The 12114-nt window shown below is 63.2% G+C and carries 12 protein-coding genes; 7 read left to right on the top strand and 5 right to left on the bottom strand.

What is annotated here, in order from left to right; genetic code table 11:
* The first annotated feature begins 15 nt into the window (after nucleotides 1-15).
* A complete protein-coding gene (locus tag HZF03_RS21155) occupies nucleotides 16-2127 on the top strand; it encodes a molybdopterin-containing oxidoreductase family protein (protein ID WP_119018948.1) in 2112 nt (703 codons plus the stop codon).
* 68 nt (nucleotides 2128-2195) lie between these two features.
* Here the strand turns inward: HZF03_RS21155 and HZF03_RS21150 are convergent, their stop codons facing one another.
* On the bottom strand, nucleotides 2196-2480 hold the full coding sequence (locus HZF03_RS21150; protein WP_011159765.1) for a hypothetical protein: 285 nt from the start codon (nucleotides 2478-2480) through the stop codon (nucleotides 2196-2198).
* Between the two features lie 465 nt (nucleotides 2481-2945).
* Nucleotides 2946-3296, bottom strand: coding sequence for a hypothetical protein (locus HZF03_RS21145; protein WP_011159764.1), 351 nt, complete (start codon nucleotides 3294-3296; stop codon nucleotides 2946-2948).
* A 604-nt stretch (nucleotides 3297-3900) separates the two neighbouring features.
* Between HZF03_RS21145 and ureG the strand changes: the two genes are divergently transcribed.
* Complete coding sequence (ureG, locus tag HZF03_RS21140) at nucleotides 3901-4530, top strand: urease accessory protein UreG (RefSeq protein WP_011159762.1); 630 nt, start codon at nucleotides 3901-3903, stop codon at nucleotides 4528-4530.
* 248 nt (nucleotides 4531-4778) lie between these two features.
* Nucleotides 4779-6449: a CHASE domain-containing protein gene (locus HZF03_RS21135; RefSeq protein WP_012497469.1), complete on the top strand. Its 1671-nt coding sequence runs from the start codon at nucleotides 4779-4781 to the stop codon at nucleotides 6447-6449.
* Nucleotides 6450-6606: 157 nt separating this feature from the next.
* Here HZF03_RS21135 and HZF03_RS21130 read toward each other — a convergent pair whose 3' ends face one another.
* Nucleotides 6607-7152: a sigma-70 family RNA polymerase sigma factor gene (locus HZF03_RS21130; protein ID WP_011159760.1), complete on the bottom strand. Its 546-nt coding sequence runs from the start codon at nucleotides 7150-7152 to the stop codon at nucleotides 6607-6609.
* Entirely contained in the window at nucleotides 7152-7364 is a 213-nt protein-coding gene (locus tag HZF03_RS21125) for a NepR family anti-sigma factor (protein WP_012497468.1), read from the bottom strand. Before HZF03_RS21125 ends, HZF03_RS21130 begins: the two co-directional genes overlap by 1 nt.
* 202 nt (nucleotides 7365-7566) lie before the next feature.
* Between HZF03_RS21125 and HZF03_RS21120 the strand changes: the two genes are divergently transcribed.
* Both HZF03_RS21120 and HZF03_RS21115 read left to right on the top strand, forming a co-directional pair.
* A complete protein-coding gene (locus tag HZF03_RS21120) occupies nucleotides 7567-8373 on the top strand; it encodes a response regulator (protein ID WP_011159758.1) in 807 nt (268 codons plus the stop codon).
* A gap of 372 nt (nucleotides 8374-8745) precedes the next feature.
* Complete coding sequence (locus HZF03_RS21115; protein WP_119018947.1) at nucleotides 8746-9141, top strand: hypothetical protein; 396 nt, start codon at nucleotides 8746-8748, stop codon at nucleotides 9139-9141.
* 117 nt (nucleotides 9142-9258) lie between these two features.
* Here the strand turns inward: HZF03_RS21115 and HZF03_RS21110 are convergent, their stop codons facing one another.
* Nucleotides 9259-10374, bottom strand: coding sequence for an AI-2E family transporter (locus HZF03_RS21110; protein WP_011159756.1), 1116 nt, complete (start codon nucleotides 10372-10374; stop codon nucleotides 9259-9261).
* 221 nt (nucleotides 10375-10595) lie between these two features.
* Between HZF03_RS21110 and HZF03_RS21105 the strand changes: the two genes are divergently transcribed.
* Nucleotides 10596-11363: a L,D-transpeptidase gene (locus tag HZF03_RS21105; protein ID WP_119018946.1), complete on the top strand. Its 768-nt coding sequence runs from the start codon at nucleotides 10596-10598 to the stop codon at nucleotides 11361-11363.
* Nucleotides 11364-11388: 25 nt separating this feature from the next.
* Nucleotides 11389-12048 carry a DUF2865 domain-containing protein gene (locus HZF03_RS21100; RefSeq protein WP_119018945.1) on the top strand — a complete coding sequence of 220 codons (660 nt, stop codon included), beginning with the start codon at nucleotides 11389-11391 and terminating at the stop codon, nucleotides 12046-12048.
* Nucleotides 12049-12114 lie beyond the last annotated feature (66 nt).

The raw sequence follows: 12114 nt of genomic DNA, 5'->3' as shown, positions 1-12114 counted from the left end.
GCTAACGATTCGCGCATGAGCCAGCGTGCCGCGATCGACATCCGCCATTCCACCTGTCCGCACGATTGCCCGTCGGCCTGTGCGCTCGACGTCGAAGTGATTGATGGCGGGATGATCGGTCGGCTTCGCGGCTCCAAGCGGCAGACCTACACGGCGGGCGTCGTCTGCGCCAAAGTCGCCCGCTATGCCGAACGCATTCATCATCCCGACAGGCTGACCTATCCAATGCGTCGCGCCGGGCCGAAGGGTTCCGGACAGTTTGCCCGCATTTCCTGGGATGAGGCGCTGGACGAGATCGCCGCGCGGTTCGATGCCGCCGAGGCGGAGTTCGGCGCGGAGTCGGTGTGGCCTTATTACTATGCAGGCACCATGGGGCTGGTGATGCGCGACGGCATCAACCGCCTCGCCAACGTCAAAAAGTACTCGCGGTTCTACTCGACGATCTGCGCGAACGTCGCCTGGGCGGGCTTTGCGGCGGGTGCCGGCAAAGTCGCCGGCGTCGATCCGCGGGAAATGTCAAAGTCGGATCTGATCGTGATCTGGGGAACTAATCCGGTCTCGACACAGGTCAACGTGATGACCCACGCCGCCCGGGCCCGCAAAGAGCGCGGCGCCAAGATCGCCGCCATCGATATCTATGACAACGAAACGATGCAGCAGGCCGATATCCGGATCATCCTGCGTCCGGGGACCGACGGGGCCTTCGCCTGCGGCGTGATGCACGTACTGTTTCGCGATGGTCTTGCCGACCGCGCCTATTTGGCGCGCTACACCGATTGTCCGGACGATCTCGAAGCGCATCTCAAGACGCGGACGCCAGCATGGGCGTCTTCGATCTGCGGCGTGCCGGAGGCGGAGATCGAAGCGTTTGCACATGCGGTCGGTCACACCAAGCGCAGCTTCTTTCGGCTCGGCTATGGGTTCACCCGCAGCCGCAACGGCGCGGCGCAGATGCATGCCGCGCTGTGTATTCCGGCAGTGACGGGGGCGTGGCAGCACGAAGGCGGCGGCGCGTTCTTCAACAATGGAGCGATTTTCGGCTTCGACAAGACTTTGATCGAGGGGCTGGATCAGCTCGATCCGGCAACGCGGGTGTTGGATCAATCAAAGATCGGCCGCGTCCTCACCGGTGATGCCGAGGCGCTGGACGGCGGCGCGCCGGTCAAGGCGATGCTGATCCAGAACACCAATCCGATGACCGTCGCGCCGGAGCAGGAGCTGGTCCGTGCCGGCTTCGCCCGCGAGGACCTGTTCGTTGCGGTGCATGAGCAGTTCATGACCGAGACCGCGCTGATGGCCGATCTCGTGCTGCCGGCGACGATGTTCTTGGAGCATGACGACCTGTATTACGGCGGCGGCCATCAGCACATCTCGGTCGGCGCCCGGCTGGTCGAGCCGCCCGGCGAATGCCGGTCCAATCACGACGTGCTGCAGGGGCTGGCGCAGCGGCTCGGCGTCGACCATCCGGCGTTCGCGATGACGCCGCGCGAGGTCATCGATACGACGCTGAAAGCCAGCGGTCATGGCGGCATCGAGCAGCTCGAAGCCGATCTGTGGCGCGATCTGCAGCCGGATTTCCGCGCGTCTCACTTCCTCGACGGCTTCGGGCATCCGGACGGCAAGTTTCACTTCCGGGTCGACTGGGGCAACGTCAACCTCGCGCGCAAACTGCGGCTGGGGCCGTGGCAGGAGATGCCCCGCCTACCGGATCACTGGGCGGTGACCGAACAGGCCGATGCGCAGCATCCTTTCCGGCTCGCCACCAGTCCGGCACGCAGCTTCCTCAATTCCACCTTCAACGAAACGCCGTCGTCGCAGGCGCGCGAGGGTGAGCCGAACGTGATGATGCACCCGGCCGATGCCGCCGAAGTCGGCGTCGGTGAAGGCGACCTGGTGATGCTGGGGAATGTCCGGGGAGAAACGATGCTGACGGTCCGGCTGAGCAGCGGACTGAGGCGTGGCGTCTTGATCGCCGAATCAGTGTTTCCGAACCGGGCTCATCGCGGCGGACGGGGAATCAACGTCCTGACCAGCGCAGAATCCATCGCGCCGCACGGCGGTGCGGCGTTTCACGATAATAAAGTCTGGGTAAAGAAGGCTGATGCGCCACTCGCGAAGCGCGACTGAGGCCCGATTGATCCGGTCGCAACCGGAGGTCGGCAGTCGTTATCGCTTCGCGAGTTGCGCGTTCAGGCTCAGCGCTGGTGGCCGAGGCCGATACCGAGCTTCAGCGCCTTCTGGCGCAGCGAGCCGACGGTCCGATTGGTCAGACGGGCGATTTCCGCCACCGGAGTGCGCGCCTTCGAATGCGCCTTCAACTCCTTGATGTCTTCCTTGGTGTACTCGCGGCGAGTGATCTTGCCCTTCTTGGCGGCCTTGGCCTTGGTAGCGGTCTTCGCCGCGGCCTTGGTCACGACCTTCTTGGCCTTCTTCGACTTCGCTGCGGTCTTCGCAGTCTTTGCTTTCGCTTTCTTTGCCACGCGTAGGCTCCTTTAGTGAAGCGCCCTTCTACTACACCCATTCCGCGCCGACAATTCGTAAATTCAGAATTTCGAACTGATCGAAGCGGCTTCGGTTAGCATTAGTTTAAGTGTGTGTAGTTGGCAATTTGGCGAAAATAGGTACTCGCGCGTAGTGACTATCGTTGTTTTGTCGATGTCATGGCTCTTTGACGCCGGTCAAACTGCTGCAAATCACTACACCCGCCCCGGCAAGTGCCGGGTTTTCTCGCAAATTGGAAACTTGCCACCGAAGAGTGCAAATCGGCGGCCGTTTGTCGTGTATTTCCGAGGATCGGTGCTGCTGATGGGGACGATTTGTCGCGAATGACGCGATGGGACACGGCAGCGCTTAGTGTGCGCGGGCTACGCAATCCATCCAACCAAAGGCGTATCGGGCCTCGCCGGCGAGATAATCAGCGTGACGGGAGCGGTGGCTGCGATTGATCAGCGCGGCTGTTTCGCGTTTGGCGCGAGTGCAGCGCGGGTGCGGGCAAGCGTGCGCTCGTAATAGTCCTCGCGCTCTTGCTTCAGGCTGATCTGCAGATTTCGGAAGGCTGCAATGCGTTTCGCGATTTCTTCGCGTTCTCGCGATGCACTCGTTTCAGGACGAGACACTTCAGCCTCAGGGTGTTGGTTTGCCGGAGGTATTTGCGCCCGTGAATCGGTTCGGAACTCGTTATTTTCTCGAGCACCCGCCGGAATATCCGCCGCAGCCGCGTCCACAGAGCCGCTATCAGGGCTGCTGATGTCGCTGAGATCAGCGGACTCGGAGTTTGGCAGTTGCGGCAACGTCATTGCTCTTCCTAAAAGTCATCATTGGAAGCGCTGATCAGGGGCGTCAATCGAAAATCGCCGCAAACAGGCTGCGTGGTGGATAAATTGTACGGTCGGTTGCGGTGAAAAGCGGTACTCGGTAGCCCAGCGCCCAAAGTAGGAGAGGATGCCTGGGGCCAAGATCGATCCGACTCCCTGCGCATCGAAGAACTCGCTGCCTTGTAGGACGAAGCGACCGATAAGCTCGCCGAGAAGGTCGCTGCGCGCTAAGCCGAGCCGGAAGCGGAGCTGTGGCGATCGTTGTCGCGTTACGGAAAGATCACCAAGAAGGGGTCGGCTGCCGCTGAGGCCAAGCCGAACAAGGAAGCCAAAGACGCTGGGCATTCCTCGAAGGATCAGTCGACGGCTTAATCAGCCTGCTGCTGCGGCTCCCGCGGCGTCGACGAAGGATGTAGGCGCTTGGTCGGGCCCGCCGCGATGACGCCGCGGCGCTGCTGACGGCTTGCAATCTCTTGCCGCATCGTTCTTATTTCCGGCTCGCGGCGTGGACCGGATCGGTCTTGGCGCCGCGTGGCTGCTCTCCTCAAAGTGGCTGCTCTCCTCAAATCTCCTACCGGACATCCACATGTCGGATCATCACGGCCCTCTCCGCGTCGGCATCGGCGGTCCCGTCGGCTCGGGCAAGACTGCGCTGATGGACCTGCTCTGCAAGTCGATGCGTGAACGCTACGACATCGCGGCGATCACCAACGACATCTATACCAAGTGGGACGCCGAATTCCTGGTGCGCTCCGGCTCGCTGACGCCGGACCGGATCGCCGGGGTGGAGACCGGCGGCTGCCCGCACACGGCCATCCGCGAGGATGCGTCGATGAATCTCGCCGCTGTGGCCGAGATGCGAAGCAAGTTTCCGGGGCTCGATCTCGTGCTGATCGAGTCCGGCGGCGACAATCTGGCCGCGACATTCTCGCCCGAACTCGCCGACATCACCATTTATGTGATCGACGTCGCTGCAGGGGACAAGATCCCCTCGAAAGGCGGCCCAGGTATCACCCGGTCTGACCTCCTGGTTATCAATAAGATCGATCTGGCGCCCTATGTCGGCGCCTCGTTGGAGAAGATGGATACCGATGCCAAACGGATGCGCGGCGCGCGGCCGTTCGTCATGACCAATCTGAAAAAGAGCGAAGGCCTCGATCGCATTATCGGCTTTATCGAAGAAAAGGGCGGCCTGACGCCGCGGCGGTCGGCCTGAGCCATCGGCTGGGCAGCTATCAGCGGTAACTCCGCCTGATCTGGTGCGTTGCAGTACCAACTTCGTGATCGTCGGCGCGGGAACGAAAAGAGGTCGGGCGTGGTTGAACCGCTCTTGGAATTCGAACCCCGCCGAGACGTCCTCAGAGATCGTTGAGTTGCGCTCAGGTCGACGCTTCTTCATGGTGGGGCCGGTATCGATACGTTGAATACGGGAGGCGGTCGCCGCCTCGGACACCGAGTAAGAGCGTGGTTCGGCTAGGCTTCATCATCGGCTTGATCGCTATCATCGGGGTGGTGCTGTCTGGCTTTTCCGCGTCCCGCGTTTACGAGCAGGAAGCGGCGATCCAGCGCATCGCGCTCGGACGAGCCATCGATGTACATGCCAGCCAGGTTCAGGATCGCCTCACCGAGCGTGAACTGCTCGGCCGCGTCGCGTCGGGGTTGTTTCGCAAGCCGTCGGTGATCAAGGCTGACATGCTGCAGCCGCTGCGGTCGTCGATCTACACCTTCAAGACCGATTTCGTCCTGGCAACCTGGGTGGCGCGGCTGAAGCCCGAGGAGGTGCCGGCCGCGGAGGCCGAGCTCACCAAAGCCGGCTTTCCCGATCCGACGGTGCGCGACTATGACGGCAAGCCGCTCGATCTGAGCAGCCCCGTGCCGCTCGACGTCGTCATGGATGTCGAGCCGCGAAACGCCGAGACCATGGCGCTGACCGGCCGGATGCTGGATCATGACCCGGTGCTCGGCCGCACCTTCGCGCAAGCCCTTGCCGAGGGGCAACCGCACGTTTCCGACCCGGTGCCGCTAACGGGCAGCGGCCCGGTCGGCGTCGTCCTGGCGGCGCCGGTGATGAACACCGACAGCTCGGACATCGTCGGCTTCGTCACTTTCTCCTATCGGCTCGCCTCGCTGATGCTCACCAACGACGATCTGTCGTTGTTCTCGGTGGTACTGAAAGATCCGAGCCGTGAGGGTTACGAGCTGGTGGCCGATGAGAGCGGTGAGATCAGCTCGCGGGTGGCTCCGGAAGGGGCCAATCCGATGATCGTGCGCACGGTGACCTTCGGTAACCGCGACTGGTCACTGGCCTATTACCCGAAGATCGATCCCTATGACCGCGCTCAGAAAATGGCGCTGATCATCGGGCTCGCCGGTCTGGCGCTGACGCTGATCGTCTGCGGGCTGTTCGGTTATGTCAGCTACAGCAACATCCGGTTGCGGCGCGAAATCCAGATGCGGATCGGCTTCGAGCGCCGCCTGACTGCGGTGATCGATGAGCTCAACCACCGGGTGAAGAACATCCTGGCGGTGATCCAGTCGATCGTCACCCGGACGCTGCGCCACGGCTCCGATCTCGACGTCGCTCGCGAGCTGCTGATCGGGCGGATTCACGCAATGTCCAACGTCGTGTCGCTTCTCAGCGACAGCCAATGGCAGGGCGTGATGCTGAAAGGGCTGTTCGAGGGCCGGGCCATCCCGCATGCCGACCGGATCGAGGTCGATGGGCCCGATATCGCGGTCAGCGCGCGGGCCGCGCAGAGCCTGTCGCTGCTGTTCTTCGAGTTGGCATCGCATTCGGACGAGGGATTGGCTGTCGTCGGTAAGCATCCGCGGGTGGTGGCGAACTGGACGGTCACCGGCGACGGCAAGGATGCGACTTTCCATTTCCGTTGGGAAGAGTTCAACACCAGTGCGGCGACCCGGCGTCCGGACAGTGAGTTCGGCATTATCCTACTCGACCGCGTGGCGCCGGAAGCGCTCGGCGGCACGTCGAAGCGCTATTTCACCGATATCAGCTACGTCTACGAGCTGACCGCTCCGCTCGACACGGTGGTCGACGTCTATGAGCGCGACCGGACCGGGCAAATCACCGCGCCGGTGCGCCCGCCTCGCAAGTCTCCAAAGCAGCCTCGCTGATAGACGCGCAAACAGCAAAGATCTGGCCGAACGACGCTCGGCCAGATCTCGATCTGCTCGCGAGGCTTGGCCCCGCTCATTGTCCAGGGGAAATGCCGGTGAGGGGATCGCTCGATGCGTCGTTGGATCGAGCGATCGCCGCCGGGTCGGCGGTGGATCAGCCGTTACCGCCGATCACGGCACGGACAGTGTCGTCGGGTCCGAAGTCTTCAGCACCGTCGACATAGAGCAGCGCACTAAGCTTCGACCTGGCTCGGTTGACGCGGCTCTTGATGGTACCGACCGCACAGCCGCAGATCGCCGCGGCGTCTTCGTAGGAGAAGCCCGACGCCCCCACCAAGATAAGCGCTTCACGCTGGTCCTGCGGCAGCTTGTCGAGGGCGGCGCGGAATTCCTCGAACTCCAGATGCGCGGTCTGTCCAGGCTGCGACTTCAGCGTCTTGGCGTAGCTGCCATCGGCATCCTCGACTTCCCGGCGCCGCTTGCGATAGTCGGAGCGGAACAGGTTGCGCAGGATCGTGAATAACCAGGCGGGCAGGTTGGAGCCCGGCTGAAACGAGTCGATGTTGGCGAGCGCCCGCAGCAGGGTTTCCTGAACGAGATCGTCGGCTCGATCGGCGTTGCCGCTCAGAGAGATCGCGAACGCGCGCAAACTCGGCACCGCGGCGAGAATATCGTCACGAAGGGAATCGGTGAGAGGCATTATTCCCTCCCCTCGGTGGTCGTGTCCGTCCCGGTGGCAGGATCATCCAGTTTCTTGATCAGTTCTGCGAACCGATCAGGAACGCCCTGCCGCACCACGTCGTCGTACATCGCGCGCAATTGATGTCCGATCCGGGCCTGGATTTCGGCGTTAAGACCTCCCTTAGTGCCTGGAGCCGACTTCTTCATGGTTTGCGCCTTGAATTCTTGCATGACTGATCCAATGTTTTCCCCATGGTCAAGTCCCCTGAACTTCGAGGGTTTTCTTGATCTGTCGCCGTTCACGGGACCCTAATGCGATCCCGGCGCGAAAGTTCCCGACGCGAATGGAACTTTTGTCCGGCTCGGGCGTAGATGCCCACGCAGAGGTGCCGGCCCGCCGTTGGCGATGGCCGAGATGACTGATGGAGTGGGGATGTCGAGATCACAGGTTGTTGCAGAGCATTTGCCCTTGCTGCGCCGCTACGCGCGCGCGCTAACCGGTAGCCAGACCTCCGGCGACGCCTATGTGGGCGCCATGCTGGAGGCATTGCTCCAGGATCCGGCCCTGCTCGACGAGCGGCACGGTCCCCGGCCGGGTCTTTTCCGTTTGTTTACCCAGATTTGGAACTCCGTCGCCCTGAACGACGACGCAGACGTGCGAACCCTGCCGATGCCGTCGGAGCGGCGGCTGTCGGCGATCACGCCGCTGCCGCGTCAGGCGTTTCTGCTGTTGTCGCTGGAAGGCTTTTCCGAAGAGGAAGTCGCCTTCGTGCTCCAGGTCGATGTCGCCGAGGTCCGGCAGCTGGTCGAGACCGCCGGCAAGGAGATGGCCGAAGAGATCGCCACCGACGTCCTGATTATCGAGGACGAGACCTTCATCGCGATGGATCTCGAGAGCCTCATCAAGGGCTTGGGCCACAACGTCATCGGTGTTGCCCGGACCCATGCCGACGCGATCGCGCTCGCGAAGACGCAGAAGCCCGGTCTGATTCTGGCGGATATTCAGCTCGCCGACGGCAGCTCCGGCCTGGATGCGGTCAACGAGCTGCTGCGAACCTTTGAAGTGCCTGTGGTGTTCATCACGGCTTATCCGGAGCGTTTCCTCACAGGTGAACGCCCCGAGCCCGCCTTCCTGATCTCCAAGCCGTTCCAGCCGGCGATGGTGTCGGCAGTGGCAAGCCAGGCGCTGTTCTTCCAGCGCAACTCCCGAAACCGGAAGCCCAGCGCCGTCGCATCCTGACGGTTGAACAAGTTACGTCCCTGAGAAGACGACGCCGTCCGGCCCAGCCGGGCGGCGTTACTTCTTTGGAGATCGGTCCGGCGCTGGGAAGAGATTGCCTCAAATAGAACAGGGCGCGGCTGGCATCACACAGCCGCGCCCTGTATCGCCGGCTTCGGGGCAGGGGGGACTTAGCCGGCGTCTCGTGAACGCCGGTACGCAAAAACCGTTCCCGTCAACTGATAAAATCGTTAACACGCTCAGTTGATCGCTGGTCATCGAACCGTCTGTGCGTCCGCGCGATTAATCAATGCGGACGTTGCGACCACGTAGTCACGGCGCCGCACAGGGAAAGCGGCATAACGCCGGCTACAAACAGAGCGGCAAGATACCATGTCACAGATCGTGCGGGGAATTTTGGGCGCCATCGCTATCACCGGGACGCTTGGCGCAGCCCAATTAGCAGTCGGGGAAGACCTCGGCCGCACAACCCTGGTGCAGCAGGCCTCAGCCGTTTCCCCCTCAGGTCAGGACGTGAATCGCTCTAGAAAGGGCGACCGTGCCACGACGGCAGGAGACCTGCAGGCCGGCCAGACCTTCAGCGTCACCCTGATCGGGCAGTCGGTGCTGGTCCGCGTGTCCCGCGATCAGGCCGAAGGCGCCGCGATCCGCACTCCCGCATCAAGCAAGCCGGCCTTGGCGCCGAAGGCGATCGTCGCCTGTGAGCCGGTCGTGAGCGTACTGACCGAAGTGGCCAAGCAGCTTCAGCCGGGCCGCTGCGTCGCCTGAGCTCTCTCTCTTTCAAGCTGATACCGACATCCGCCTCGCAGGGCGGATGTTTGCGTAAGAGGGGTAGGATTGACGGCCGCCGCGAGATCGGGCCGCGCTGCTCCACGTTGGGATCGTTCAGTCGCTGCCGGGAAGTTGCGGGCTGTCCTCGGGCATCAGATGCTCCTTGAGCACCAGACCGACGATCAGCAGCGGCGAGGCCAGAAAACTCCCCATCGGTCCCCACAGCCAAGTCCAGAACGCTAGGGTGATGAACACCGCCAGCGTATTCAGCGACAGCCGGCGGCCGATGATGGTCGGCGTGATGAAATGCCCTTCGAAGAACGTCAGCAGCACGAAGCCGAACGGAGCGAGTAGGCCGGCGCCGAGCGTCGGCATACTGATGATGCCGACCACCGTCATGATCACGAACATCACGAACGGCCCGATGATCGGGATGAAATTCAGTACCGCTGCCAGCGCGCCGAGACCCGCGGGGTTCGGCATTCCCGCGGCAGCGCAGAGCAGGCCGGTGGCGGCGCCGTAGCACAGGTTGATGACGGTGACCGTCAGCAGATAGGCGCCAAGGCTGCCCTCGATCTCGTTGAGGATCCGCAGCGTGCGTAGCCGGGCTTCGCGCCCGGCGAAGTTCATTACCAGCGAGCGCCGCAGGTCTTTCCAGCCCGCCACGAACAGCACCAGCATCACCAGAAACAGCAGAACCTCGGTGAGCGTCGGGGAGAGAAACTCGAACACCCAGTCGATCTTCGGCATCTGCACGGACGGCTGCGGCAGGCTTTCGGAGCCGCTCAGCGAGCTCTGGATCTGCCGCCACATCTGCAGCGGCCGATCGAGCACGTGCAGCTTGTCGCGCAGCAATGAGCCGATCTCGGGGATGCGGCTGCTCCACTCGATCAGCGGCGCAGAGATCAGCCCGATCATGAAGATCACGGTGCCGAGCCCGAGCGTCACGATCAGCACTGCGCTGACCGCGCGCGGAATCCGAAAGCGCTCCAAGAAGCTCGCGGCCGGCGACACCATGGTGCCGACCACGAAGGCGGTCACCATCGGCAGGAAGAAAGGCTTGCCGACATACAGCAGGCCGACCAGCAAGATCACTAACAGGGCGACGAGGGTGAACGTGACGACTTCCGTCCGCCTGATCAGCGGCGGCCGCTCGTCCTGGCTGTCGGGGAGCGGCGTGCCGGTAGGCTCGGGAAGCGCACGCAATGGACCACCCAGCGTCTGAGTCATTTATCATGTGAAGACGTGGAAGTTTGCCGCGAGAGCGGACCGGATGCGGCTCAACCAGCGAACACTTCCCGTGGCCTCCAACGACAGCGAGCCAAGAAGGTTCCGAGCCGGACGCCGTTGTTAGTGAGCATCTCGCGACTGGATGGCGGGAACGGATTGGAGCGCGACCGCGTTGTTCCGTCGACGCCGCAAGACGTCGCCACTCATAGCGGGGACTTCACATGACCTCCACGATGCTGTCTGCATTCGTCCCGCAGCGGGGACGCGCGTTCACCCCGGTGGCGGCGACCGCAGCCGCGCTGCTCCTGGCGCTGGCGCTTCCGGCGACACCGGCCGCCGCACAGGCGCTCGGCTACGCCGCGCAGTCCCCACAATTTGCACCTTTCGAGACCGACGAGTCGGTGATCGCGCCCACTGATAACGACGTCTCTGTCGATGCCGGCGAGGATGCTCAATTGCCCGACCGGCTGCGGCGCACGGTGATCAGCTATCCGACCAAAGAGCCGGCCGGCACGATCGTGATCGATACTGCCAACACCTATCTGTACTACGTGCTCGGCGGTGGCCGAGCGATCCGTTACGGCGTCGGTGTCGGCCGTGAGGGCTTCACCTGGGCGGGCGTGCAGACCATCACCCGTAAGGCGGAGTGGCCGGATTGGCGCCCGCCGGCCGAGATGATCGCGCGCCAGCCGTATCTGCCGCGTTTCATGGCCGGCGGCCCGGGTAATCCGCTCGGTGCGCGGGCGATGTATCTCGGCTCCACCACCTATCGCATCCACGGCACCAATGATCCGTCCACGATCGGCAAGTTCGTCTCCTCGGGCTGCATCCGGCTGACCAACGAGGACGTCGAAGACCTGTTCGGCCGCGCCGGGATCGGGACACGCGTGGTGGTGCTGCCGAAGTCGGCCTCGCGTCCGATCGAAGCACGCTCGACCGTGCGGCCCGGCCGGCAGGCCATGAACATTTCGATCTCGTCGATCGACTAACGCCAGACAGCGACCGGAGACAGTGATGCGCAAGTTCTCAGGCCGGATCGGACTCGGCTTTGCCGCCGTGGTGGCTGTAACCGCCGCGACGCCGGCGCATGCGCAGGATTTCTTTCAGGCGCTGTTCGGCGGCTTCCAGGCGCCGCGCTATCAACCCCGGATGCCGGCATTGCCGTTCGCCGACGACGGATACGGTCGCGACACGCGCGAGCGGCTGGCCCGTCCGAGTGCGCGGACTTATTCGACCGGTGGTCAGGCCTATTGCGTTCGCACTTGCGACGGACGCTACTTTCCGATCTCGTCCAGCGGCAGCGACACCAAGGCCGAGACCTGCAACAGCTTCTGCCCGGCCAGCGACACCAAGGTGGTGTACGGTTCCTCGATCGAGAGCGCCCGCACCTCCGGCGGCAAGTCGTATTCGGAGCTGCCGAATGCGTTCAAGTTCCGAACGGAGATCGTGGCCGGCTGCACCTGCAATGGCAAGGATCAGTTCGGCCTCGCCAAGATTCTGATCGAGGACGACCCGACGGTGCGCAAGGGCGATATCATCGCCGGCAAGGACGGCCTCATGGTCGCCGCGCGGAACGCCTCAGGCAACGACGGCAAGGTCGCGTTCGCTCCGGCGTCCGGTGCCGATCACGTCCGCGCCGGCTATTCCAAGGTGCCGGTGCTGGCCCAGGACTGAGCCCCAAATCTCTTTTCTCGTGATTAGTGCGGCGCTTGCTGTGCCGTTGCCGGCTCTTGTCGAAGC

The organism is Rhodopseudomonas palustris, assembly GCF_013415845.1.
GTDB lineage: Bacteria > Pseudomonadota > Alphaproteobacteria > Rhizobiales > Xanthobacteraceae > Rhodopseudomonas > Rhodopseudomonas palustris_F.
Note: the sequence above shows the minus strand (reverse complement) of the source record. Positions and strands in the feature narration are given on the sequence as shown.

What these genes read in the sequence shown, in the direction of transcription:
- HZF03_RS21155 (WP_119018948.1), top strand. Translation starts at nt 16, where the DNA reads ATGAGCCAGCGTGCCGCGATCGACATCCGCCATTCCACCTGTCCGCAC.
- HZF03_RS21145 (WP_011159764.1), bottom strand. Translation starts at nt 3,296, where the DNA reads ATGACGTTGCCGCAACTGCCAAACTCCGAGTCCGCTGATCTCAGCGAC.
- ureG (WP_011159762.1), top strand. Translation starts at nt 3,901, where the DNA reads ATGTCGGATCATCACGGCCCTCTCCGCGTCGGCATCGGCGGTCCCGTC.
- HZF03_RS21130 (WP_011159760.1), bottom strand. Translation starts at nt 7,152, where the DNA reads ATGCCTCTCACCGATTCCCTTCGTGACGATATTCTCGCCGCGGTGCCG.
- HZF03_RS21125 (WP_012497468.1), bottom strand. Translation starts at nt 7,364, where the DNA reads ATGCAAGAATTCAAGGCGCAAACCATGAAGAAGTCGGCTCCAGGCACT.
- HZF03_RS21120 (WP_011159758.1), top strand. Translation starts at nt 7,567, where the DNA reads ATGTCGAGATCACAGGTTGTTGCAGAGCATTTGCCCTTGCTGCGCCGC.
- HZF03_RS21115 (WP_119018947.1), top strand. Translation starts at nt 8,746, where the DNA reads ATGTCACAGATCGTGCGGGGAATTTTGGGCGCCATCGCTATCACCGGG.
- HZF03_RS21110 (WP_011159756.1), bottom strand. Translation starts at nt 10,374, where the DNA reads ATGACTCAGACGCTGGGTGGTCCATTGCGTGCGCTTCCCGAGCCTACC.
- HZF03_RS21105 (WP_119018946.1), top strand. Translation starts at nt 10,596, where the DNA reads ATGACCTCCACGATGCTGTCTGCATTCGTCCCGCAGCGGGGACGCGCG.
- HZF03_RS21100 (WP_119018945.1), top strand. Translation starts at nt 11,389, where the DNA reads ATGCGCAAGTTCTCAGGCCGGATCGGACTCGGCTTTGCCGCCGTGGTG.